The following is a 23,322-nucleotide window of genomic DNA, read 5'->3' on the forward strand; positions in this document are numbered from 1 at the left end:
TCCAGGAGGACTAGGCTCGTCCGGGTACTGGACCGACCGGTGGAGGGAGCGCTGGCATGACGGTGCCGGGACGCAGGAGCAGCACCTTCAGCAGGCTGCTGCGGCACGGGTTCACCGATCCGTCCGCCGCCGAGCGCCTGCTCGACCTGGAGGAGCTGTCCGCCCTCCGCGGCGACCCGGTGCTCCTCGACGCCCTCGGCGGCACGGCCGATCCCGACCTCGCCCTGCGCGGCCTGGTCCGGCTCGTCGAGGCGCAGCCCGAGGCCGAACGGCCCGCGCTGACCACCACGCTGCTCTCCGCCAAGCCCTTCCGCGACCGGCTGCTCGGCGTGCTCGGCGCCTCCGAGGCGCTCGCCGACCACCTGACCCGCCATCCGCGCGACTGGCAGGCCCTCGTCACGTACGAGGCCGCCGATCTGCACCCGGGCGTCGCCGACTTCGAGCGCGGGCTGGCCGAGGCCGACGACCCGGACGCGCTGCGGGTCGCCTACCGGCGCTGCCTGCTCGCCATCGCCGCCCGCGACGTCTGCGGCACCACCGACGTCGCCGAGACCGCCGCCGAGCTCGCCGACCTCGCCACCGCCACCCTGCGCGCCGCCCTCGCCCTCGCGAGCGCCGCCGCGCCCGAGGACGCCGCCCAGTGCCGGCTCGCCGTCATCGCCATGGGCAAGTGCGGCGGCCACGAGCTCAACTACGTCTCCGACGTCGACGTCATCTTCGTCGGCGAGCCCGCCGAGGGCGCCGACGAGGGCAAGGCGATCCAGGCCGCCACCCGGCTCGCCTCCCACCTCATGCGGATCTGCTCCGAGACCACCGTCGAGGGCACCATCTGGCCCGTCGACGCCAACCTCCGCCCCGAGGGCCGCAACGGCCCCCTCGTCCGCACCCTCTCCTCCCACCTCGCCTACTACCAGCGCTGGGCCAAGACCTGGGAGTTCCAGGCCCTGTTGAAGGCCCGTCCGGTGGCCGGCGACCAAGAGCTCGGTGCCGCCTACGTCGAGGCCCTCTCCCCGCTCGTCTGGCACGCCGCCGAGCGCGAGAACTTCGTGCCCGACGTGCAGAAGATGCGCCGCCGGGTCGTCGACAACATCCCCGCCGCCCAGGTCGACCGCGAACTCAAGCTCGGCCCCGGCGGCCTGCGCGACGTCGAGTTCGCCGTCCAGCTCCTCCAGCTCGTGCACGGCCGCAGCGACGCCACCCTGCACAGCGGCACCACCCTCGACGCGCTCGCCGCCCTCGCCGCCGGCGGCTACGTCGGCCGCGCCGACGCCGCCCAGCTCGACGAGGCGTACCGCTTCCTGCGCGCCATGGAGCACCGCATCCAGCTCTACCGGCTGCGCCGCACCCACCTCGTCCCCGAGGCGGACGAGGACCTCCGCCGCCTCGGCCGCTCCCTCGGCCTGCGCACCGACCCCGTCGCCGAGCTCACCAAGGAGTGGAAGCGGCACGCGGCCGTCGTGCGCCGGCTGCACGAGAAGCTGTTCTACCGCCCGCTCCTCGACGCCGTCGCCCAGCTCGCCCCCGGCGAGATCCGGCTCAGCCCCAAGGCCGCCGGCCAGCGCCTCGAAGCCCTCGGCTACGCCGACCCGGCCGCCGCCCTGCGCCACCTGGAGGCGCTGTCCTCCGGCGTCAGCCGCAAGGCCGCCATCCAGCGCACCCTGCTGCCGGTGCTGCTCGGCTGGTTCGCCGACTCCGCCGACCCGGACGCGGGCCTCCTCGGCTTCCGCAAGGTCTCCGACGCGCTCGGCAAGACCCCCTGGTACCTGCGCCTGCTGCGCGACGAGGGCGCCGCCGCCGAGAACCTGGCCCGGGTCCTCTCCGCCGGCCGGCTCGCCCCCGACCTGCTGCTGCGCGCCCCCGAGGCGGTCGCCATCCTCGGCGACCCGGAGGGCCTCAAGCCGCGCGGCCGGGAGCACCTGGAGCAGGAGGTGCTGGCCGCCGTCGGGCGCGCGGACGGCGCCGAGCAGGCGGTGGCGGCGGCCCGAGGAGTGCGCCGCCGCGAGCTGTTCCGCACCGCCGCCGCCGACCTCATCCGCTCGTACGGTACGGAGGACAGCCCGCGCGAGCCCGACCCCGGCGCGCTCGTGGACCGGGTCGGCCAGGCCGTCACCGATCTCAACGCGGCCACCCTCGCGGGCGCCCTCCGGGCCGCCGTGCGGGCCGAGTGGGGCGACGAACTCCCCACCCGCTTCGCGGTCATCGGCATGGGCCGCTTCGGCGGCGGCGAACTCGGCTACGGCTCCGACGCGGACGTCCTGTTCGTGCACGAGCCCCGCGAGGGCGTCGACGAGCAGGAGGCGTCCCGGGCCGCCGGCCGGGTCGTCGCCGAGATGCGCAGACTCCTGCAACTTCCCACCGCCGACCCGCCGTTGCTCATCGACGCGGATCTGCGCCCGGAGGGCAAGAGCGGCCCCCTGGTGCGCACCCTCAAGTCGTACGAGGCCTACTACCGGCGCTGGTCGCTGGTCTGGGAGAGCCAGGCCCTGCTGCGCGCCGAGCCGATGGCCGGCGACGCGGGGCTGGGCGAGCGGTTCATCGCGCTCGCGGACCCGCTGCGCTATCCGGTGGAGGGGCTCGGCGAGGACGCGGTGCGCGAGATCCGGCGCCTCAAGGCCCGGATGGAGACCGAGCGGCTGCCGCGCGGCGCCGACCCGACGCTCCACGCCAAGCTGGGGCGCGGCGGGCTGAGCGACGTCGAGTGGACGGTGCAGCTGATGCAGATGCGGCACGGCTGGGCCGAGCCGGGGCTGCGCACCACCCGGACCCGCGAGGCGCTGGCCGCCGCACGGGCGGCGGGGCTGCTGGTCACGGAGGAGGCGCAGATCCTGGACGACGCCTGGGTGCTGGCGACCCGGGTGCGCAACGCGGTGATGCTGGTGCGCGGCCGGCCCGGCGACACCTTCCCCTCGGAGCCGCGCGAACTGGCCGCCGTCGGGCGCTATCTGGGCTACGGGCCGGGTCACGTCGGCGAGATGGTCGACGACTACCGCCGGATCACGCGCCGGGCGCGGGCGGTGGTGGAGGAGCGCTTCTACGGCGCGTAGCGGCGCGGCGCGCGGCGGCGGTGGGGACGAGCGAGGCGAGCGCGGTCAGGCCCACCACGAGGGCGAGCCGGCTCAGCGGGAGTACGGAGCCGGGGGCGTCGTCGATGAGGTCGACGCCGTTCCACACGGTGACGATCCAGACGCCGGTCCCGGTCAGCACGGTCACCCAGAGCCCGCGCTCGCCGGAGATCCGCAGCCCGATCCACAGCACCAGGGGCATCACCAGGGCGGTGTTCATGAGCGCGGTGGTGAACGCCTGGTCGGCGGAGTAGGCGGGGCCGCCGCCGCCCAGGGTGGACGCGGCCTGTCCGGCGAAGCCCAGGTAGAGGGTGTCGGAGAGGATCAGATGCGCGGCGCCGACGGCCAGCGAGGAGACGGCCAGGGCTTTGAACGGCCGTGAGACGGTGGTCATGGACGCGACTATACGTAGTGTGTATACGCGGAGTGCATAGTGGGGTGCGGGTAAGCGACTCCCGTGACCCCCGTGACCCCCGTGACCCCCGTGACCCCCGTGACCCCCCCCCGCAGTCCTTGCGGCCCGTGACCGCCCCCCCGCGCGGCTACTCCCCGCCCCCCGCGCCGCTACTCCCCGCCCCCCCCGCGCGGCTACTCCCCGCCGCCCCCGCCGTCGTCCCCGCCCCGCCCGTCGCGCCTCCGGTTCGACCGGGCGACCCCGCGCGCCAGTTCGCCCGCCGCCAGCGTCGCGGCGGCCACCCCGCGGGTCCAGCGGGGGCCGCCCCGGGCTGCCCAGACCACGCAGCCGCAGCCCGCGGCGGCGAGGGCGACGAGGGCGGAGAGGATCACGATGGTCACGGCGGCACTCCTCGGTCAGGCGGAGACGGCGGCGAGCCGTCTCCGGCAGTGTTCCAGGTATCCCGCGAGCGCCAGCTCGAAGGCCGCGTCCGTCCGGCTCTCGTCGATCGCTGCCAGCGCCCGCGCCAGCCGAGGCGTGGCGGTCTCGTCGGCCAGCTCCCACATCGCCTCGGGCGCCGCCATGTCGAGCGCCGAGCCGAGCACCAGGTTCTCCATCGCGATGATCACCGGCATCACGTCCGCCAGCGGGAAGCCCGCGTCCAGGAGCCGCCCGACCGCCTTCTCGTACTGGAGGAGCACCTTCGGCGCCCGGACCGGCGAGGTGGTCAGCATCGGGATCGCGCGCGGGTGCGCCGCGAAGGCCGCGCGATAGGAGCGCGCCCAGGCGGCCATCGCCTCGTCCCAGGGCTCCCGGTCGAGCGAGCCGCCGTCGATCGCCGCGCAGACCCGCTCCCGCAGCAGCTCGACTATGCCGTCCCGGCCGTCCACGTGGTGGTACACCGAGGCCGTCCGGGCCCCGAGCCGCCGGGCGATCTCCGGCACGCTGAAGTCCCCCCGCTCATCCACGAGTTCGAGCGCCACCGTGGTGATGCGCTCCCGGTCGAGGAGGGGTGTGCGCGGCCGGCCCATGCAGGTCTTCTCCCAGTTCAGGTCTTCCCGAATCGTCGGGCACGAGGCTACATTGCGCCAACCGAAAGGCTTTAGGTTTCCTGCTCCTGCCGCAGAAGGGCCTCCCCACCCATGTCGTCCCGCACCCCCGACGAGCCGCCCGGACTGAGAACCGGCACCCTCGGCACCGCCGACATCTCCTTCTTCGTCGTCTCCGCCGCCGCCCCGCTCACCGTGATGGCGGGTGTCGCCCCCATCGCCCTCGGGCTCGGCGGCATCGGCGCCCCCGCCGGCTACCTCCTGGCCGGAATCACCCTCGCCGTCTTCGCCGTCGGCTTCACCACCATGAGCCGGCACGTCCGAGGCGGCGGCGCCTTCTACGCGTACATCGCCCGGGGACTCGGCAAGCCCGCAGGCATCGCCGCCGCGCTCATCGCGATGGTCGGCTACAACGGCATGGAGATCGGCGTCTACGGCCTGCTCGGCTCCGCCACCGCCGACACCGCCCACGCCCTGTGGGGCGTCGACCTGCCCTGGCTCCCCGTCGCCCTCGCCGGGCTCCTGCTCATCTGGTACGGCGGCTACCGCTCCATCGACTTCGGCGCCAAGGTCCTCGGCGTCCTCCTCGTCGCCGAGACCGGGATACTCGTGCTCCTCGCGGGCGGCGTCCTGCTCGACGGCGGCGCCACCGGCGAACTCTCCCTCGCGTCCTTCGCCCCCGGCAACGTCCTCGTCCCCGGCACCGCCGCCGTCCTCGCCTTCGCCTTCTCGGCCTTCACCGGCTTCGAGTCCACCGTCATCTACCGCCGCGAGGCCCGCGACCCCGACCGCACCATCCCCCGCGCCACCTACATCGCGGTCGCCTTCCTCGGCCTCTTCTACGCCTTCGTCGTCTGGACCGTCATCCAGGCCTTCGGCGAGGACCGGGTCGTGGCCGCCGCCGCGCAGGACCCCGGCGGCCTCTTCTTCGCCGCCATCACCACGTACGTCGGCCCCTGGGCCGCCGACCTGATGCACGTCTTCATCGTGACCAGCATCATCGCCTCGCTGCTCGCCTTCCACAACGCGATCAACCGCTACTCCCTCGCCCTCGCCGAGGAGGGCGTGGTGCCCGCCGCGCTCGGCCGGATCCACCCCCGCCACCGCTCCCCGTACGTCGCCGGCGCCGTCCAGACCGTCCTCGGCGCCGCCGTCGTCCTCGGCTTCGCCGCCGCGGGCGCCGACCCGTACGCCCAGCTGCTGCTCTGGGTGAACACCCCCGGGATGCTCGGGCTGATGGCGCTGATGCTGCTCGCCGCCCTCGCCGTCGTACGCCACTTCCGGCGCGTCCCGCACACCGAGGGAGCCCTGCGCACCCTGGTCGCCCCCGGCACCGCCGCCGTCCTGCTGACCGTCGCGATCTACCTGGTCGCCTCCAAGGTCCAGCTCTTCACCGGCGCCTCCGCCACCGTGGACACCGTCCTCGTCACCGTCGTCCCCGCCGTCTTCCTCCTCGGGCTGCTCCTCGCGCGGCGGCTGCGCCGCACCCGCCCGGAGATCTACGCCCGCTTCGCCGAAGAGCCGCCCACCGATCAGGCCACCGATCAGCCCACCGTCCCCCTGGAATCCGGAGACCCCTCGTGTCAGCAGAGTTCGCAGAGTCCGCGGAGCACGCCGCGCCCGACCTCCTCCTCGTCGGCGCCCGCCTCCGTACCCCCGCCCTCTCCCGCCACACCGCTGTCGCCGTCCGCGACGGACTGATCACCGCCGTCGGGGACGACGCGGACGCCCGCGCCTGGCGCGGCCCCCGCACCGAGGTCGTCGACCTCGGCGGCGCCACCCTCACCCCCGGCCTCACCGACGCCCACAGCCACCCGGTCTGGGGCCTGGAGATGTCCGCGGGCACCGACCTCTCGGCCGTCACCGACCTCGACGGGCTGCGCGCCGCGCTGCGGGCCGCCGAGCGGCGCGAGGGCTGGATCGTCGGCTTCGGCCTCGACCACAACGTCTTCGGCGGCCGTCCCATCCACCACGAGCTGATCGAGGAGGCCGTCGACGGCCTCCCGGCCTTCCTGCGCCTGTACGACGGGCACTCCGCCCTCGCGAGCGCGGCGGCCCTGCGGGTGGCGGGCATCGACGGGCCGCGCGCCTTCGACCAGCGCTCCGAGATCGTCTGCGACGCGGCGGGCCGCCCCACCGGGCACCTCAACGAGCACGCCGCCATGGGGCTGATGGACCCGGTGCTGCCCGCCCGGCCGTTCGCCGAGCGCCGCGACCGGCTCGTCGAGCTGCTCGGCGCCATGGCCGCCACCGGACTCACCGCCGCCCACGTCATGGACCTCGGCGGCCCCGACGTCCCCGGCCTGCTCGCCGCCGTCGAGGAGGCCGGCGAGCTGCCCGTACGGCTGCGGCTCGCCCCCTGGTGCATGCCCGGGGCCACGGCGGAGGAGCTGGACGAGCTGGTCCGGCTCCAGAAGCGGGCCGGGCGGCGCTGGCGGATCGGCGGCGTCAAGTTCTTCATGGACGGCACCGTCGAGGGCGGCACCGCCTGGCTGGAGCACGCCGACTGCCACGGCCAGGGCACCGACGCCTTCTGGCCCGACCCGGCCGCGTACGCCGCCGCGGTCCGGCACCTGCACGCCGAGGGCGTCGGCACCGCCACCCACGCCATCGGCGACGCGGCCGTCCGCCACGTCCTGGACACCGTCGAGTCCCTCGGCGCCGCCCCCGGGCCCCGGCACCGCGTCGAGCACATCGAAACCGTCCCCGACGACCAGCTGCCCCGCTTCGCCGCGCTCGGCGTCGTCGCCTCGATGCAGCCCCCGCACACCGCCTACACCCGCGCCGACCACACCGACGAGTGGTCCAAGCGGCTCGGCGAGGAGCGCGCCGACCGGGCCTGGCGCTGCCGGGACCTCCGGGAGGCCGGGGCCCACCTGGCCCTCGGCTCGGACTGGCCCATCGCGCACTACGACGCCCGGCAGGTGCTCGCCACCGCGCAGGCCCCGCGCGGGGCGGCGGCGGCCCGGCCCGGCCTGACCGGCGCGATGGCGCTGGAGGGCATGACCAGCCACGCGGCCTTCGCGGCGGGGGAGGAGCGGACGGCGGGCCGCCTGGCCCCCGGCTACCGCGCCGACCTCACGGCCTTCGCCGTCGATCCGACGGAAGCCCCGGCCGACGAGACGGCCGAGGCTCCGATCCGGCTGACGGTGACCGGTGGCCGGATCAGCTTCCGGAGCTGACCCGCCGCTCCCGCTGTCCCGCCTCGGCCGCTCCGGCGGCCGGGGCCGGGGCCTGGTCCTGGTCGTGGGCCTGGTCCCGGGCCGGGCCCGTCGCCGGTCCCCCCTGGGCGACCGGGAGGGCGGGGGCCACCAGCTTGGGCAGGCGGTGGGGGCGGGAGCCGTACCAGAGGTAGGAGACGGCGAAGCCGAAGGCCAGGCAGATCATGCCGCCGACCGCGTCCATCCAGAAGTGGTTGGCGGTGGCCACGATGACGACCAGGGTCGCCGTCGGGTAGAGCAGGCCGAGGATCCGCGCCCAGGGCGCCTTGGCCAGCAGGAAGATGGTCACTCCGCACCACAGCGACCAGCCGATGTGCATCGACGGCATCGCCGCGTACTGGTTCGACATGTGCTTGAGGTTGCCCGAGGCCATCGAGCCCCAGGTGTGGTGGACCAGCACCGTGTCGATGAAGTTCTGGCCGTTCATCAGGCGCGGCGGGGCCAGCGGGTACAGGTAGTAGCCGACCAGGGCCACGCCGGTGGTGGCGAACAGGACGGTGCGGAACGCCGCGTAACGGCCCGGCTGCCAGCGGTACAGCCACACGAGCACGCCGATGGTCACGACGAAGTGCAGCGTGGCGTAGTAGTAGTTCATGCCCACGATCAGCCACGTCACCGAGTTCACGGCGTGGTTGACGGTCTGCTCGAAGGCCAGCCCGAGGGAGTGCTCGGTCTGCCAGATCCAGTCGGCGTTCTTCAGCGCCTGGGCCTTCTGCTCCGGCACCGCGTTGCGGATCAGGGAGTAGGTCCAGTAGCTGATCGCGATGAGCGCGATCTCGAACCAGATGGTGGGCCGGCGCGGTGTCCGGGCGCGCAGGCGCGCGAATCGGCCGCCTGTCACGATGGGTGACGACGGGGTCGTCCGGTCTTCCAAACTCTTCACGGTCGTTTCACCCATGGGAGGAGAGTCTGCCAGATGGCGTTCCTCCGACCGATCATCCTCCGGTCGGAGACGGGCCGCACCCGCTCCGACCCAGGACGGACCTCAGTCCCGTACGGGAGCCGAGGCCGTTGAACCGCGAACGACCAGCTCCGGCATGAAGACGAACTCGCTGTGCGGGGCCGGGGTGCCGCCGATCTCCTCCAGGAGCGCCCGCACCGCCGCCTGCCCCATCGCCTGCACGGGCTGCCGGATGGTGGTCAGCGGCGGATCGGTGAACGCTATGAGCGGGGAGTCGTCGAAACCGACCACCGACACGTCCCTCGGCACCTGGAGCCCCTGCTGCCGGGCGGCCCGGATGGCGCCCAGCGCCATCATGTCGCTGGCGCAGACGACGGCGGTGCAGCCCCGGGCGATCAGCGCCGAGGCCGCCGCCTGGCCGCCCTCCAGGGTGTAGAGGGAGTGCTGGATGAGGTCCTCGGACTCCTCGGGGGTCAGCCCGAAGCGTTCCTGCATCCCCTTGCGGAAGCCCTCGATCTTGCGCAGCACCGGCACGAAGCGCTTGGGCCCCACGGCCAGCCCGATCCGGGTGTGGCCGAGCGCGGCGAGGTGGGTCACCGCGAGGACCATCGCCGCCCGGTCGTCGGGGGAGACGAAGGGGGCCTGGATCTTGGGCGAGAAGCCGTTGATGAGGACGTACGGGACGCCCTTGCCGCGCAGCTGGTCGTAGCGGGTGGTGTCGGCCGTGGTGTCCGCGTGCAGCCCGGAGACGAAGATGACGCCGGCCACCCCGCGCTCCACCAGCATGTCGGTGAGCTCGTCCTCCGTGGACCCGCCGGGGGTCTGGGTGGCGAGCACCGGGGTGTATCCCTGCCGGGTGAGGGCCTGCCCGATGACCTGCGCGAGCGCGGGGAAGATCGGGTTGTCCAGCTCGGGGGTTATCAGGCCGACGAGCCCGGCGCTGCGCTGGCGCAGGCGTACGGGGCGCTCGTAGCCGAGCACGTCGAGTGCGGCGAGCACGGATTCGCGGGTGGCCGCGGCCACGCCGGGCTTGCCGTTGAGCACGCGGCTGACTGTGGCCTCACTGACCCCCGCCTGGGCTGCGATGTCGGAGAGCCGCGCGGTCATGGGAGTGGACTGTACCGCTCGCCCGTCGGATTGCCCACACAGCGCGGGTTCCGGCCGCCCACGGCCGCTCGCCGCAGGGCTTTCGCAAGTTCTTGCAAGCGGGGAAGGGGCTCCGGAGCTGTCAAGCGGCCTGTCGGCAACCTTCAGGACACGCAAATGTAACGATCGCCGGGTCTTGCAGAAAGTTCCCGCAAGGTCTTTCGGCTCGTTTTCATCCCTGTTACGTTCCTGGCAACCCGGGGCGCCGCGAGGGAGCGGTCGCATGAGGAGGCTTTCCGGACCCTCGAACCATCCGGGATCAGTTGAAGGAGTTCACATGCGGCGTGGCATAGCGGCCACCGCGCTGGTCGCGGCCCTGGGTGTGTCCCTGGCGGCGTGCGGAAGCGGCGACGGTTCCACCGGCGGCGGCTCGAACGGCTCGGGAGAGCTGTCGGGCACCGTCACCTGGTGGGACACCTCCACCGTCGGTTCCGAGGACAAGGTCTTCAAGAAGCTCGCCGAGGACTTCACGAAGAAGCACCCCAAGGTCACGGTCAAGTACGTGAACGTGCCCTTCGGCGACGCCCAGAACAAGTTCAAGAACGCCGCCCAGTCCGGCTCCGGCGCCCCCGACGTGATCCGCTCCGAGGTCGCCTGGACCCCGGACTTCGCCAACCTCGGCTACCTCGCCCCGCTGGACGGCACCCCGGCCCTGAAGGACCAGGACGACTTCCTCAAGCAGGCCGCCGCCTCCACCAAGTACGACGGCAAGACCTACGCCGTCCCGCAGGTCATCGACTCCATGGGCATCTTCTACAACAAGAAGATCTTCAAGGAGGCCGGCGTCGAGGTCCCCAAGACCGTCGACGAGCTGAAGGCCGTCTCCAACAAGATCAAGCAGAAGACCGGCAAGACCGGCCTCTACCTGCGCGGCGACGACGCCTACTGGTTCCTCTCCTTCCTTTACGGAGAGGGCGGCGACATGGTCAACGCCGACACCAAGACCGTCACGATCGACAACGCGGCCGGCGTCAAGGCCTTCAAGACCGTCCGGGACCTCGTCGACTCGGGCGCCGCCAAGACCGACGCCACCGACGGCTGGAACAACATGCAGACGGCCTTCAAGGACGGCCAGGTCGCCATGATGATCAACGGCCCGTGGGCCGTCACCGACACCTACGCCGGCAAGGAGTTCGCCGACAAGGCGAACCTGGGCATCGCCCCGGTCCCGGCCGGCTCCGCCGGGCAGGGCGCCCCGCAGGGCGGCCACAACCTCGCCGTCTACGCGGGCTCCAAGAACCTCGACGCCTCCTACGCCTTCGTCGAGTACATGAGCTCGCCCGAGGCGCAGACCCGGGTCGCCAAGGAGCTCAGCCTGCTCCCGACCCGCACCTCGGTCTACGGCAAGAGCGACGTGGCGATGAACGAGCAGATCAAGTTCTTCAAGCCGGTCGTCGACAAGGCCGTCGAGCGCCCCTGGATCCCCGAGGGCGGCAGCCTCTTCGCGCCGCTGGTCACCGAGTACACCAAGGTCATCACCAACCAGACCACTCCGGAGCAGGCGGCCAAGACCTCGGGCGAGTCCTACCGCAAGCTCCTGAAGGACTGGAAGTAACGAGGAAGCGGGAAGGAAGGCGGACCGGCTGATGGCTGTGGACACCAGCAGCCAGTCGGTGGCGAAGGCCGCGGGCGACGACGCCCGCGGCCCGCGCCGCGGAACTGGCAAGGGGCAGGGGGCTGCGCGGCGTTCGCTCGCCACGCACTGGTACGCCTGGGCGATGGTCGCCCCGGTGGTGATCGTGATCGGCGTGATCATCGGCTATCCGCTGGTCCGCGGCGTCTGGCTGTCGCTCACCGACGCCAACGAGCGCAACGTCGAGCGCTCCATCGGCGTCAACCACATCCCCGCGACCTACGAGTTCGTGGGCGTGGACAACTACGTCGACGCGCTCACCGGCGGCCAGTTCCTGTCCACCCTGGGCTGGACCCTGGTGTGGACGGTCTCCTGCGTCTCGGTGACCTTCGCCCTCGGCCTCGGTCTCGCCAACCTGCTCAACCGCCGGATCGCAGGCCGCTCCGTCTACCGGATGCTGCTGATCCTGCCCTGGGCCGTGCCCGGCTTCGTCTCCGTCTTCGCCTGGCGCTTCCTCTACAACGAGGACAACGGCCTGCTCAACAAGCTCCTCGCGGGCGGCGGCATCGACGCCGTGCCGTGGCTGAACGACCCGACCTGGGCCAAGTTCTCGGTCATCGCCGTCAACGTCTGGCTCGGCGTCCCCTTCATGATGGTCGCCCTCCTCGGCGGGCTGCAGTCCATCCCCGGCGAGCTCTACGAGGCCGCCGAGATGGACGGCGCCGGCGCCCTCCAGCGCTTCCGGCACATCACCCTGCCCGGACTGCGCTCGGTCTCCACGACGGTGGTCCTGCTCTCCACCATCTGGACCTTCAACATGTTCCCGGTGATCTTCCTGCTCACCCGGGGCGGGCCAGGCGAGGCCACCCAGATCCTGGTGACCCAGGCGTACAAGTTCTCCTTCGAGATCAGCCCGCGCGACTACGCGCAGTCCTCCACCTGGGGCGTGCTGATCCTGATCCTCCTGATGGTCTTCGCCGCGGTCTACCGGCGAGTCCTCCGCAAGCAGGGAGAAGTCTGGTGACCACGACCACCCCCGCCGCCACGGCCAAGGCCCCCGCCGCCGAGACCCCCGCGAACGCGCCCCGCCGCGGCCGCCGCTCGCCGCTCAGCTCCACCGCGCTCCACCTCACCCTGATCGCGGCCTCCGTGATCGCCGTCTTCCCGGTGCTGTGGGTGCTGCTGACCTCGCTCAAGCCCGCGAAGTTCGCGACCACCACCGACTTCTTCAAGCAGACGACGTTCGAGAACTACACGAACCTGCTGAACGACACCCCGTTCCTCACCTGGTTCGGGAACTCACTGCTCGTCGCCGCCCTCACCACCGTGCTCGGCGTCTTCGTCGCCTCCACCACCGGCTACGCCGTCAGCCGCTACCGCTTCCCCGGCAAGCGCGGACTGATGTGGACGCTGCTCATCACCCAGATGTTCCCGGTCGCCGTCCTCATCGTGCCGATCTACAACATCATGGCCTCGATGGGCCTGCTCAACAGCCCGGCCGGCCTGGTCATCACGTACCTCACGATCGCCGTGCCGTTCTGCGCCTGGATGATGAAGGGCTTCTTCGACACCATCCCGCGCGAGATCGACGAGTCGGGGTACGTCGACGGCCTCACCCCCTTCGGCACCTTCTGGCGGCTCATCCTGCCGCTCGCCAAGCCGGGCATCGCGGTCACCGCCTTCTACTCCTTCATCACCGCCTGGAGCGAGGTCGCCTACGCCTCCGCCTTCATGGTCGGCGACGAGAACCTGACCCTCGCCGGCGGACTCCAGAAGTTCGTCAACCAGTACGGCGCCCAGTGGGGCCCGATGTCCGCGGCCTCCGTGCTCATCGCGATCCCCGCCGCCCTGGTGTTCCTCGTCGCCCAGCGCCACCTGGTGACCGGCATGTCCGCCGGCGCCGTCAAGGGCTGAGCCGGGCACCGCGCCGGCCCCTCACGACTCCGACTCAAGGAAGACATGACCCAGCATCTCGCCCCTCCCGCCGACGCCGCACCCACCACCGGCACGCAGTCGGGCTGGTGGAGAGACGCGGTGATCTACCAGGTCTATCCGCGCAGCTTCGCCGACGGAAACGGCGACGGCATGGGCGACCTGGAGGGCGTACGCGGCCGGCTGCCGTATCTGAAGGAGCTCGGCGTCGACGCCGTCTGGCTCTCGCCCTTCTACGCCTCCCCGCAGGCCGACGCCGGCTACGACGTCGCCGACTACCGGGCCATCGACCCCATGTTCGGCACCCTCCACGACGCCGACGCCCTCATCCGCGAGGCCCACGCGCTGGACCTGCGGATCATCGTGGACCTCGTCCCCAACCACTCCTCCGACCGGCACGAGTGGTTCCAGCGCGCCCTGCGCGAGGGCCCCGGCTCCCCGCTGCGCGAGCGCTACCACTTCCGCCCCGGCAAGGGCGAGCACGGCGAACTCCCGCCCAACGACTGGGAGTCCATCTTCGGCGGCCCCGCCTGGACCCGCACCGAGAACCCCGACGGCACCCCCGGCGACTGGTACCTCCACCTCTTCGCCGCCGAGCAGCCCGACTTCAACTGGGAACACCCCGCCGTCCACGACGAGTTCCGCTCGATCCTGCGCTTCTGGCTCGACATGGGCGTCGACGGCTTCCGCGTCGACGTCGCCCACGGCCTGGTCAAGGCCGAGGGCCTGCCCGACATCGGCAGCCACGACCAGCTCAAGCTGCTCGGCAACGACGTCATGCCCTTCTTCGACCAGGACGGCGTCCACGCGATCTACCGCTCCTGGCGCACCGTGCTCTCCGAGTACGACGGGGAGCGCGTCCTCGTCGCCGAGGCGTGGACCCCGACCGTCGAGCGCACCGCCCACTACGTGCGCCCCGACGAGATGCACCAGGCCTTCAACTTCCAGTACCTGGGCACCCACTGGGACGCGGCCGAGCTGCGCCAGGTCATCGACGCCTCGCTCGCCGCGATGGCCCCCGTCGGCGCCCCCACCACCTGGGTGCTGTCCAACCACGACGTCACCCGGCACGCCACCCGCTTCGCCAACCCGCCGGGCCTCGGCACCCAGCTGCGCACCCCCGGCGACCGCGAGCTCGGGCTGCGCCGGGCCCGCGCGGCCACCCTGCTGATGCTGGCGCTGCCCGGCTCCGCCTACGTCTACCAGGGCGAGGAGCTCGGCCTGCCGGACGTCACCGACCTGCCCGACGAGGTCCGCCAGGACCCGTCCTTCTTCCGGGCCACCGGCCAGGACGGCTTCCGCGACGGCTGCCGGGTGCCGATCCCGTGGACCGTCGAGGGCTCCTCGTACGGCTTCGGGACCGGCGGCTCCTGGCTTCCGCAGCCCGCCGCCTGGGGCGGCCTCAGCGTCGAGGCGCAGACCGGCGACCCCGGCTCCACCCTGGAGCTGTACCGCGCGGCGCTCGCCGCGCGGCGCGCCCAGCCCGGACTCGGTGCGGGCGAGGCCGTCGAGTGGCTGGAGGCGCCCGAGGGGGTGCTCGCCTTCCGCCGCGACGGCTTCGTCTGCACCGCCAACACCACCGGCCGGGCCATCTCCGTCCCGCTGCCCGGCCGGTTCATCCTCTCCAACGAGCCCGTCTCCCCCGGGGAGGACGTGGTGGAGCTGCCCGCCGACACCACCGTCTGGTGGGCGGTGTGACGGTTCCTCCGCCCCGGGGCGCCGGCAACGGCGCCCCGAGGCTCACGGACATCGCCGCCCAGTCCGGGGTGAGCGAGGCCACCGTCAGCCGCGTCCTCAACGGCAAGGCGGGGGTGGCCGGCGCGACCCGGCACAAGGTGCTCGCCGCGCTCGACGTGCTGGGCTACGAGCGTCCCGTACGGCTGAGACGGCGCAGCGCGGGCCTGATCGGCCTGGTCGTGCCCGAGCTGACCAACCCCATCTTCCCGGCCTTCGCGCAGGTCGTGGAGCAGGTCCTGGCCGGGTACGGCTACACGCCGGTGCTCTGCACCCAGATGCCCGGCGGGGCCACCGAGGACGAGCTGGTCGAGCAGCTGGTGGAGCGCGGGGTGGCGGGCATCGTCTTCCTGTCCGGGCTGCACGCGGACGCCACCGCCGACCCGGCCCGCTACACCCGGCTGGCCGCCCGGGGCGTGCCGTTCGTCCTCATCAACGGCTTCAACGAGCACATCGACGCCAACTTCGTCTCGCCCGACGACCGGGCCGCCGCCAGGATGGCCGTGCGGCACCTGGTCGAGCTCGGCCACGAGCGGATCGGCCTCGCCATCGGCCCGACCCGCTACGTGCCCTCCCGGCGCAAGGCGGAGGGCTTCGCGGCCGAGCTGCGCGAACAGCTCGGCGTCGAACGGGCCGAGGCCGAACGCTTCGTGCGGCCCACCCTGTTCGGCGTCGAGGGCGGGCACGCCGCCGCCGACCTGCTGCTCGCCGAGGGCTGCACGGGCATCGTGTGCGGCTCGGACCTGATGGCCCTGGGGGTGGTCAGGGCGGCCCGCGCCCGGGGGCTCGACGTGCCCCGGGACGTGTCCGTGGTGGGCTTCGACGACTCCCCGCTGATCGCCTTCACCGACCCGCCGCTGACCACCGTGCGCCAGCCGGTGCAGGCGATGGCGACGGCGGCCGTCGGCGCGCTCCTGGAGGAGATCGAGGGAAACCCGGTGCAGCGCACGGAGTTCGTGTTCCAGCCCGAGCTGGTCGTGCGCGGCTCCACCGCGCAGGCGCCGCAGCCGCCGCAGCGCCCGCTCGTGTGACTCCTGGCGCAACTCCTCGCGTGATCCCTCGTCTTGCGGTGTCCGGAAGGGTTGACCGCACGCCTGTACGCCCCTACGGTCGCGGCTGAAAACAGTTGCTGTCAGTTTCGGCAACTTCTTGCGAACCCGCTCTTGCGACAGGGACGTCGTACAGGAGGAAACATGGCAAGAAAGACCGTGGCCGCTGCACTCGCCCTCGTGGCGGGAGCCGCTGTGGCCGTCACGGGCAGCCCGGTGGCCGAGGCCACGCCCCCGGGGGCCAAGGACGTCACCGCGGTGATGTTCGAGTGGAACTTCGCCTCGGTGGCCAAGGCCTGCACCGATCAGCTGGGCCCGGCGGGCTACGGCTACGTGCAGGTCTCGCCGCCCCAGGAACGCATCCAGGGCCCGGCGTGGTGGACCGCCTACCAGCCCGTCAGCTACAAGATCGCCGGACCGCTCGGCGACCGCACCGCCTTCAAGAACATGGTCGACACCTGCCACACGGCAGGGGTGAAGGTCGTCGCCGACTCGGTGATCAACCACATGGCCAACGCCTCCGGCACCGGGACCGGCGGCACGAGCTTCTCCAAGTACGACTACCCGGGCCTCTACTCCGGCGCCGACATGGACGACTGCCGCGCCACCATCACGACCTACCAGGACCGGGCCAACGTCCAGAACTGCGAACTCGTCGGCCTGCCCGACCTCGACACCGGCGAGGACTGGGTGCGCGGCCGGATCGCCGGCTACCTCAACGACCTGCTCTCGCTCGGCGTCGACGGCTTCCGCATCGACGCCGCCAAGCACATGCCGGCCGCCGACCTCGCCGCCGTCAAGTCGCGCCTGACGAACCCTTCCGTCTACTGGAAGCAGGAGGCCATCTACGGCGCCGGAGAGGCCGTCTCGCCCAGCGAGTACCTCGGCAACGGCGACGTCCAGGAGTTCCGCTACGCCCGCGACCTCAAGCGGGTCTTCCAGAACGAGAAGCTCGCCTACCTCAAGAACTTCGGCGAGTCCTGGGGCTACCTGCCCTCCGGCCAGTCCGGCGTCTTCGTCGACAACCACGACACCGAGCGCGGCGGCGACACCCTCAGCTACAAGAACGGCGCCGACTACACCCTCGCCTCCGTCTTCATGCTGGCCTGGCCCTACGGCTCCCCGGACGTCCACTCCGGCTACGAGTGGACGAACAAGGACGCCGGCGCCCCCAACGGCAACCAGGTCAACGCCTGCTACAGCGACGGCTGGAAGTGCCAGCACGCCTGGCGCGAGATAGCGTCCATGGTCGGCTTCCGCAACACCGCGCGCGGCCAGGCCGTCACCGACTGGTGGGACAACGGCGGCAACGCCATCGCCTTCGGCCGAGGCGCCAAGGCCTACGTGGCCCTCAACCACGAGGGCTCCGCGCTCACCCGCACCTTCCAGACCTCGCTGCCCGCCGGCTCCTACTGCGACGTGCAGACCGGCACCCCGGTGACCGTGAACTCCGCCGGGCAGTTCACCGCCACCCTCGGCGCCAACACCGCGCTCGCCCTGCACACCGGCGCCACCACCTGCGGCGGCGGCCCGACCCAGCCCGCCACCGCCGGCGCCGACTTCAACGTCACCGCCACCACCAGCGTCGGCCAGAACATCTACGTCACCGGCAACCGCCCCGAGCTCGGCAACTGGGCCCCCGCCGCCGCCGTCAAGCTCGACCCGGCCGCCTACCCCGTCTGGAAGCTGGCCGCCACCCTGCCCGCGGGCACCGCCTTCGAGTACAAGTACCTCCGCAAGGACGCCGCCGGGAACGTCACCTGGGAATCCGGCGCCAACCGCACCGCGACCGTCCCCGCCTCCGGCCGGACCGTCCTGAACGACACCTTCCGCACCTGACCCGCCCCGCACCCCAGGGCCGCCCCCCCCGGGGCGGCCCCCCTTCCCGTACCCCTGGGAGCACCCTCGTGACACGCAAGAGAACGGCGGTCGTCGTGGCCGCCGCCCTGTGCGCGGCCCTCGTGCCCGTCCTGCCCGCGGCGGCCGCGCCGCGCCCGCCCGCCCCGCCCTCCGACCGGGCGCTCGCCGCCACCCCGGCCCGCCACGACCTCACCCGCGAGCAGTTCTACTTCGTGCTGCCCGACCGCTTCGCCAACGGCGACCCCGCCAACGACCGGGGCGGGCTCACCGGCAGCCGCGAGCGCACCGGCTTCGACCCCACCGACAAGGGCTTCTACCAGGGCGGCGACCTCAAGGGCCTCACCCAGCGGCTCGACTACATCAAGGGCCTCGGCACCACCGCCATCTGGATGGCGCCCCTCTTCAAGAACCGGCCCGTGCAGGGCACCGGCAAGGACGCCAGCGCCGGCTACCACGGCTACTGGATCACCGACTTCACCCAGGTCGACCCGCACTTCGGCACCAACGACGACCTGAGGAGGCTCATCGCCGCCGCCCACGCCAAGGGCATGAAGGTCTTCTTCGACGTCATCACCAACCACACCGCCGACACCGTCGACTACGCCGAGAAGAAGTACGGCTACCGCCCCAAGGGCGCCTACCCCTACCTCGACAAGGACGGCCGCCCCTTCGACGACAGGGCCGACCGGGCCGACCGGGCCGACCGGGCCGGCCTCGCGAGGACCGACGCGGACTCCTTCCCGTACACCCCCGTCGTCCGCCCCGGCGACGAGAACGCCAAGGTCCCCGGCTGGCTCAACGACCCGACGATGTACCACAACCGGGGCGACTCCACCTGGGCCGGCGAGTCCGCCGAGTACGGCGACTTCGTCGGACTCGACGACCTGTGGACCGAGCGTCCCGAGGTCGTCGAGGGCATGAAGCGGATCTACGAGACCTGGGTCCGCGACTTCGACATCGACGGCTTCCGCATCGACACCGTCAAACACGTCGACCTCGACTTCTGGACCCAGTGGGCCACCGCGCTCGACGCGTACGCCAAGAAGCGCGGCCGTGACGACTTCTTCATGTTCGGCGAGGTCTACTCCGCCGACACCGCCGTCACCGCGCCCTACGTCACCCGAGGCCGGCTCGACGCCACCCTCGACTTCCCCTTCCAGGACGCCGCCCGCGCCTACGCCTCCCAGGGCGCCGGCGCCGACCGGCTCGCCAAGGTCTTCGCCGAGGACTACCGCTACACCACCGACAAGGCCAACGCCTACGAGCAGGTCACCTTCCTCGGCAACCACGACATGGGCCGCATCGGGACCTTCCTCAAGCAGGACCACCCCGACGCGTCCGACGCCGAACTCCTCAAGCGGGCCCGCCTCGCCAACGAGCTGATGTTCCTCGGCCGGGGCAACCCGGTGATCTACTACGGCGACGAGCAGGGCTTCACCGGCGCCGGCGGCGACAAGGACGCCCGCCAGACCCTCTTCGCCTCGAAGACCGCCGACTACCTCGACGACGACCAGCTCGGCACCGACCGCACCCACGCCTCCGACGCCTACGACACCGGGCACCCGGTCTACCGCTCCATCGCCGCCCTGTCCAAGCTCACCAAGGCCCACCCGGCGCTGCGCGACGGCGTCCAGCGCGAGCGGTACGCCGAGGGCTCCGTCTACGCCTTCACCCGCACCGACACCCGGGAGAAGACCGAGTACCTCGTCGCCGCCAACAGCGCGACCGAGCCGAAGACCGTCACGGTCCCCGTCGACTCCGCCGCCTTCCGCCTCCTGTACGGCGGCGAGGGCGCCGTCCGCGCCCAGGACGGCAAGGTCACCGTCACCGTCCCCGCCCTGTCCTCCGTCGTCCTGCGGGCCGACCGCCCGCTGCCCGCCCCCGCGACCGCCCCCGCCGTCACCCTCAAGGCCCCCGCCACCGGCGCCACCGGCACCGTCGAGCTCACCGCCGACGTCACCGGCGGCGGCCTCAACCGGGTCGTCTTCGCCGCCCAGGTCGGCGACGGGCGCTGGCAGACCCTCGGCACCGCCGACCACGCCCCCTACAAGGTCACCCAGCACGTCACCGCCCCCGCCGGCACCGCCCTGCGCTACAAGGCCGTCGCCGTCGACTCCGCCGGCCGCACCGCGAGCGCCCTCGCCGCCTCCACCGCCGGCCAGGCCCCGCCGCCCGAGAAGCCTGTCGCCGTCGACCGCACCTGGGCCGTCGTGCACTACCGGCGCCCGGCCGGGGACTACGACGGCTGGACGCTGAAGGCCGCGGGCCAGGAGACCGCCTTCACCGGCCGCGACACCCACGGCGCCTTCGCCTGGGTCCGCGTCCCCGAGGGCGCCGCCACCGTCCCGTACACCGTCGAGAAGGACGGCACCGCCGACGGACCACAGCGCACCGTCACCCTCGCCCGCACCGGCGAGGTCTGGATCACCCAGGGCTCCGACAGCCAGTCCGACACCGCCCCCGCCACCCCGCCGCAGGACAAGAAGAAGGCCGTCGTCCACTACCAGCGCGCCGACGGCGACTACACGGGCTGGGGCCTGCACACCTGGACCGGCGCCGCCGAGCCCACCGACTGGTCCAAGCCGCTCATGCCGGCCCGCTTCGACGCCTACGGCGCGGTCTACGAGGTCCCGCTCACCGACGGCGCGGCCTCCCTCTCGTACATCCTGCACAAGGGCGACCAGAAGGACCTGCCCACCGACCAGTCCCTCGACCTCGCGACCTACGGCAACGAGGTCTGGCTGCTCGCCGGACAGCCGGCGTACCTCCTGCCGCAGACCGGCGGCGCCCCCTCCCTCGACCTCGGCAAGGCCGAGGCCCAGTGGATCGACCGCACCACCGTCGTCTGGAAGGTCAAGGCCACCGACGCCACCAGCCAGCAGCTCGTGTACGCGCCCGGCGGCGGCATCACCGTCACCGACGGCGCCCTCAGCTCCGAGGGTCAGTGGCTCCGCCTGAACCCCGGCACGCTGACCGACGCGCAGAAGGCGAAGTTCCCGCACCTGAGGGACTACCCGGCCTTCACGCTCGACCCGCGCGACGCCGACCGCGTCCGCGCCTCCCTGCGCGGCCAGCTCCTCGCCACTCAGCGCGCCGCCAACGGAGCCCTCCTCGCCGCCACCGGCGTGCAGACGGCCGGTGTCCTGGACGACCTGTACGCCCCGGCGGCGACGAAGGCCGCCCTCGGCCCCGTCTTCCGCTCCGGCCGCCCCACCCTGTCCCTCTGGGCCCCCACCGCCCGGACCGTCGCCCTCGAACTCGACGGCCGGACCGTCCCCATGCGCCGCGACGAGGCGAGCGGCGTCTGGTCCGTCACCGGCCCGAAGTCCTGGACCGGCAAGCCCTACCGGTACGCCGTGGAGGTCTGGGCCCCCAGCGTCCAGAAGCTCGTCGTCAACAAGGTCACCGACCCCTACGCGACCGCCCTCACCACCGACTCCGCGCGCTCCCTCGTCGTCGACCTCACCGACCCGGCCCTCGCCCCCAAGGGCTGGCAGGGCCTGAAGAAGCCCGCCGCCGTGCCGCTGCGCGACGCACGGATCCAGGAACTCCACATCCGCGACTTCTCCGTCGCCGACCCCACCGTCCCCGCCGCCCACCGAGGCACCTACCTCGCCTTCGGCGACACCGGAAGCAAGGGCGCCCGCCACCTGAGGGACCTCGCCGCCTCCGGCACGAACTACGTCCACCTCCTGCCCGCCTTCGACATCGGCACCATCCCCGAGAAGAGGTCCGGACAGACCGCGCCCGCCTGCGACCTGAAGGTCTACGCCCCCGACTCCGAGGAGCAGCAGACCTGCGTCGCCGCCGCCGCGGCCAAGGACGCCTACAACTGGGGCTACGACCCGCTGCACTACACCGTGCCGGAGGGCTCGTACGCCACCGACCCCGAAGGCACCCGCCGCACCGTCGAGTTCCGCTCGATGGTCCAGTCCCTCAACGGCAGCGGCCTGCGCACCGTCATGGACGTCGTCTACAACCACACCGTCGCCGCCGGACAGTCCGACAAGTCCGTCCTCGACCGCGTCGTGCCCGGCTACTACCAGCGCCTCCAGGCCGACGGCTCCGTCGCCACCTCCACCTGCTGCGCCAACACCGCGCCCGAGAACGCCATGATGGGCAAGCTCGTCGTCGACTCGGTCGTCACCTGGGCCAGGGAGTACAAGGTCGACGGCTTCCGCTTCGACCTCATGGGCCACCACCCCAAGGCCAACATCCTCGCCGTCCGCAAGGCCCTCGACGCCCTGACCGTCGCCAAGGACGGCGTCGACGGCAAGGCGGTCGTCCTCTACGGCGAGGGCTGGAACTTCGGCGAGATCGCCGACGACGCCCGCTTTGTCCAGGCCACCCAGAAGAACATGGCCGGCACCGGCGTCGCCACCTTCTCCGACCGGGCCCGCGACGCCGTCCGAGGCGGCGGCCCCTTCGACGAGGACCCCGGCGTCCAGGGCTTCGCCAGCGGCCTCTCCACCGACCCCAACACGTCCCCCGCCAACGGCACCCCCGCCGAGCAGAAGGCCCGCCTCCTCCACTACCAGGACCTGATCAAGGTCGGCCTCAGCGGCAACCTGGCCGCCTACACCTTCACCGACACCTCCGGGCGCACGGTCAAGGGCGCCGAGGTCGACTACAACGGCTCCCCGGCCGGCTACGCCGCCGCCCCCGGCGACGCCCTCGCCTACGCCGACGCCCACGACAACGAGACCCTGTACGACGCCCTCGCCTTCAAGCTGCCGGCCGGCACCACCGCGGCCGACCGGGCCAGGGCGCAGGTCCTCGCCATGGCGACGGCCACCCTCTCCCAGGGCCCCTCGCTCTCCCAGGCGGGCACCGACCTGCTCCGCTCCAAGTCCCTCGACCGCAACTCCTACGACAGCGGCGACTGGTTCAACGCGATCCACTGGGACTGCCGCGACGGCAACGGCTTCGGCCGGGGCCTGCCGCCCGCCGCCGACAACCGCTCCAAGTGGGCCGCCGCGAAGCCGCTCCTGAGCAACCCGGCGCTCACCCCGGGCTGCGCCGAGATCGACGGGGCATCCGCCGCCTTCCGGGACCTCCAGCGGATCCGCGCCACCGAGCCGGTGTTCTCCCTCGACTCGGCCGCCCGCGTCCAGGAGGCCCTGTCCTTCCCGCTCTCGGGCCGCGACGAGACCCCGGGCGTCGTCACCATGCGCCTCGGCGGCCTGGTCGTCGTCTTCAACGCGACCCCGCGCGCCCAGGACCAGACCGTCGGGACCCTGGCCGGGCGGGCGTACCGCCTGCACCCGGTCCAGGCGAAGGGAGCCGACCCGGTGGCCGCCTCGGCCGCGTACGACCGGGGCACGGGCACCTTCACGGTCCCGGCCCGCACGGTCGCGGTCTTCACGGCCGGCTGACACGGACGCGGGCCCGCCCTCCGGGG

General features: G+C 72.6%; 14 protein-coding genes and 1 pseudogene. 10 read left to right on the forward strand and 5 right to left on the reverse strand.

Annotation, left to right across the window (positions count from 1 at the left end; genetic code table 11):
* The first annotated feature begins 56 nt into the window (after positions 1-56).
* On the forward strand, positions 57-3,044 hold the full coding sequence (locus ACZ6J5_RS12520) for a bifunctional [glutamine synthetase] adenylyltransferase/[glutamine synthetase]-adenylyl-L-tyrosine phosphorylase (protein ID WP_469390590.1): 2,988 nt from the start codon (positions 57-59) through the stop codon (positions 3,042-3,044).
* On the opposite strand, the gene ACZ6J5_RS12525 is transcribed toward ACZ6J5_RS12520, so the two are convergent.
* From ACZ6J5_RS12525 to ACZ6J5_RS12535, 3 genes are all read right to left on the reverse strand, one after another.
* Complete coding sequence (locus ACZ6J5_RS12525; protein ID WP_469390592.1) at positions 2,995-3,456, reverse strand: hypothetical protein; 462 nt, start codon at positions 3,454-3,456, stop codon at positions 2,995-2,997. The two genes, ACZ6J5_RS12520 and ACZ6J5_RS12525, sit on opposite strands and share 50 nt — an antisense overlap.
* A gap of 194 nt (positions 3,457-3,650) precedes the next feature.
* Positions 3,651-3,857, reverse strand: a complete 207-nt coding sequence (locus tag ACZ6J5_RS12530) for a hypothetical protein (protein WP_469390594.1) — start codon at positions 3,855-3,857, stop codon at positions 3,651-3,653.
* A 15-nt stretch (positions 3,858-3,872) separates the two neighbouring features.
* Positions 3,873-4,487 carry a TetR/AcrR family transcriptional regulator C-terminal domain-containing protein gene (locus tag ACZ6J5_RS12535; RefSeq protein ID WP_469390596.1) on the reverse strand — a complete coding sequence of 205 codons (615 nt, stop codon included), beginning with the start codon at positions 4,485-4,487 and terminating at the stop codon, positions 3,873-3,875.
* A gap of 111 nt (positions 4,488-4,598) precedes the next feature.
* Between ACZ6J5_RS12535 and ACZ6J5_RS12540 the strand changes: the two are divergent.
* Positions 4,599-6,029, forward strand: a pseudogene (locus tag ACZ6J5_RS12540) (APC family permease); the annotation flags it as partial.
* 56 nt (positions 6,030-6,085) lie between these two features.
* On the forward strand, positions 6,086-7,687 hold the full coding sequence (locus ACZ6J5_RS12545; protein WP_469390598.1) for an amidohydrolase: 1,602 nt from the start codon (positions 6,086-6,088) through the stop codon (positions 7,685-7,687).
* Here ACZ6J5_RS12545 and ACZ6J5_RS12550 read toward each other — a convergent pair.
* Both ACZ6J5_RS12550 and ACZ6J5_RS12555 read right to left on the reverse strand, forming a co-directional pair.
* Positions 7,671-8,624, reverse strand: a complete 954-nt coding sequence (locus ACZ6J5_RS12550) for a phosphatase PAP2 family protein (protein ID WP_469390600.1) — start codon at positions 8,622-8,624, stop codon at positions 7,671-7,673. The genes ACZ6J5_RS12545 and ACZ6J5_RS12550 overlap by 17 nt on opposite strands.
* Before the next feature lie 87 nt (positions 8,625-8,711).
* Positions 8,712-9,734, reverse strand: a complete 1,023-nt coding sequence (locus ACZ6J5_RS12555; RefSeq protein ID WP_469390601.1) for a LacI family DNA-binding transcriptional regulator — start codon at positions 9,732-9,734, stop codon at positions 8,712-8,714.
* 316 nt (positions 9,735-10,050) lie between these two features.
* On the opposite strand from ACZ6J5_RS12555, the gene ACZ6J5_RS12560 reads away from it, so the two are divergent.
* From ACZ6J5_RS12560 to pulA, 7 genes are all read left to right on the forward strand, one after another.
* Positions 10,051-11,328, forward strand: coding sequence for an extracellular solute-binding protein (locus tag ACZ6J5_RS12560; protein WP_469390602.1), 1,278 nt, complete (start codon positions 10,051-10,053; stop codon positions 11,326-11,328).
* 31 nt (positions 11,329-11,359) lie between these two features.
* A complete protein-coding gene (locus ACZ6J5_RS12565; RefSeq protein ID WP_469390603.1) occupies positions 11,360-12,370 on the forward strand; it encodes a carbohydrate ABC transporter permease in 1,011 nt (336 codons plus the stop codon).
* On the forward strand, positions 12,364-13,260 hold the full coding sequence (locus ACZ6J5_RS12570; RefSeq protein WP_469391345.1) for a sugar ABC transporter permease: 897 nt from the start codon (positions 12,364-12,366) through the stop codon (positions 13,258-13,260). The genes ACZ6J5_RS12565 and ACZ6J5_RS12570 overlap by 7 nt, the downstream gene beginning before the upstream one ends.
* Before the next feature lie 45 nt (positions 13,261-13,305).
* The gene (locus ACZ6J5_RS12575) at positions 13,306-14,976 is read left to right on the forward strand and encodes a glycoside hydrolase family 13 protein (protein WP_469390605.1); all 1,671 of its coding nucleotides are present in this window, start codon (positions 13,306-13,308) and stop codon (positions 14,974-14,976) included.
* Positions 14,964-16,043 (forward strand): LacI family DNA-binding transcriptional regulator, encoded by a 1,080-nt coding sequence (locus ACZ6J5_RS12580; protein WP_469390607.1) that lies wholly within the window; start codon positions 14,964-14,966, stop codon positions 16,041-16,043. Before ACZ6J5_RS12575 ends, ACZ6J5_RS12580 begins: the two co-directional genes overlap by 13 nt.
* 162 nt (positions 16,044-16,205) lie before the next feature.
* A complete protein-coding gene (locus tag ACZ6J5_RS12585; RefSeq protein WP_469390609.1) occupies positions 16,206-17,900 on the forward strand; it encodes a carbohydrate-binding module family 20 domain-containing protein in 1,695 nt (564 codons plus the stop codon).
* A gap of 68 nt (positions 17,901-17,968) precedes the next feature.
* On the forward strand, positions 17,969-23,296 hold the full coding sequence (gene pulA, locus ACZ6J5_RS12590) for a pullulanase-type alpha-1,6-glucosidase (protein WP_469390611.1): 5,328 nt from the start codon (positions 17,969-17,971) through the stop codon (positions 23,294-23,296).
* Positions 23,297-23,322 lie beyond the last annotated feature (26 nt).

It is taken from the genome of Streptomyces sp. NPDC042100, assembly GCF_055582325.1.

Coding starts and splice junctions, on each gene's coding strand:
- ACZ6J5_RS12555 (WP_469390601.1), bottom strand. CDS start 9,734: ATGACCGCGCGGCTCTCCGACATCGCAGCCCAGGCGGGGGTCAGTGAG.
- ACZ6J5_RS12550 (WP_469390600.1), bottom strand. CDS start 8,624: ATGGGTGAAACGACCGTGAAGAGTTTGGAAGACCGGACGACCCCGTCG.
- ACZ6J5_RS12575 (WP_469390605.1), top strand. CDS start 13,306: ATGACCCAGCATCTCGCCCCTCCCGCCGACGCCGCACCCACCACCGGC.
- ACZ6J5_RS12585 (WP_469390609.1), top strand. CDS start 16,206: ATGGCAAGAAAGACCGTGGCCGCTGCACTCGCCCTCGTGGCGGGAGCC.
- ACZ6J5_RS12525 (WP_469390592.1), bottom strand. CDS start 3,456: ATGACCACCGTCTCACGGCCGTTCAAAGCCCTGGCCGTCTCCTCGCTG.
- ACZ6J5_RS12565 (WP_469390603.1), top strand. CDS start 11,360: ATGGCTGTGGACACCAGCAGCCAGTCGGTGGCGAAGGCCGCGGGCGAC.
- ACZ6J5_RS12560 (WP_469390602.1), top strand. CDS start 10,051: ATGCGGCGTGGCATAGCGGCCACCGCGCTGGTCGCGGCCCTGGGTGTG.
- ACZ6J5_RS12520 (WP_469390590.1), top strand. CDS start 57: ATGACGGTGCCGGGACGCAGGAGCAGCACCTTCAGCAGGCTGCTGCGG.
- ACZ6J5_RS12535 (WP_469390596.1), bottom strand. CDS start 4,487: ATGGGCCGGCCGCGCACACCCCTCCTCGACCGGGAGCGCATCACCACG.